This is a genomic window from Hungatella sp. SL.1.14, from assembly GCF_024460495.1.
GTDB classification, from domain to species: Bacteria; Bacillota; Clostridia; order Lachnospirales; family Lachnospiraceae; genus Hungatella; species Hungatella hathewayi.
Genome location: NZ_JANFYJ010000092.1, coordinates 1 through 743, shown reverse-complemented (window position 1 = coordinate 743; position 743 = coordinate 1). Strand labels below are relative to the sequence as shown.

1 protein-coding gene is annotated in these 743 nt (G+C 43.6%); it reads right to left on the bottom strand.

The genetic code is table 11. From position 1 onward, the window contains the following. Nucleotides 1-626 (bottom strand): BRO family protein (locus NE473_RS30065; protein WP_256265543.1); only part of this gene is annotated, 626 nt, incomplete at its 3' end. Between the last annotated feature and the right edge of the window lie 117 nt (nt 627-743).

Genomic DNA, 743 nt, shown 5'->3' with positions numbered 1-743 from the left:
GCCAGATGCAGCTCCACCACCGTTTCCAGCGATTTTAAGTGCATCAGCGTCCTCTGGTCTGCCTTGTCCCTCCCGCCGTTCTCTATGCCTAATCTGCGGTTTATGAGCTTGGTCAGTGACACATAATACCGATCTGCGTGCTGGCTCCCCTGTGCCCTTGCGTACTCTACAAAGAGCTTAATCTGATCTGTCTCAGCCTTGCGTACTTCTTTAGTCTCCTGACGGATTCCCAGCCACTTTGCATCTTTTTCAGTGGCGATGTAGTAGCCGTTCTTTTTGATGGACAGGATCGTATCGTAAACCCAGTCGTTGAAATCGTCTGCTATTGGCTGATTTGAGTAACGACATATTTCATATATTCCGCGTTCTTTATACATGAATACTTTATCGGTGTTTTCATTTTTATAAATCGGGGTGACAAATTGACACCCCGATACTTCCACAGAAAATTTATCCAATCTCTCTTTGTGGCGCTTATGAACAATTAGAACCGCATTCTGCGGCTGCTTATATTTTAACGCATATCCAATCTGTGTTCTGCTCATAAAAATATCGCCAATCTCATTTACATAAAAATCGCATTTCGTTCCTAAAAAATCTCCCTGTTTGACAAGTCTTAGTTTCATATTAATTCCTTTCTGCATCTTGCAATAGAAAAGCCCCGGGATTCCTCCCAGAGCTTCAGTCGCATCATTATTCTGTTGTTTGCTATTCCACCCACTGCACCTCAAGATTGCCCTGTG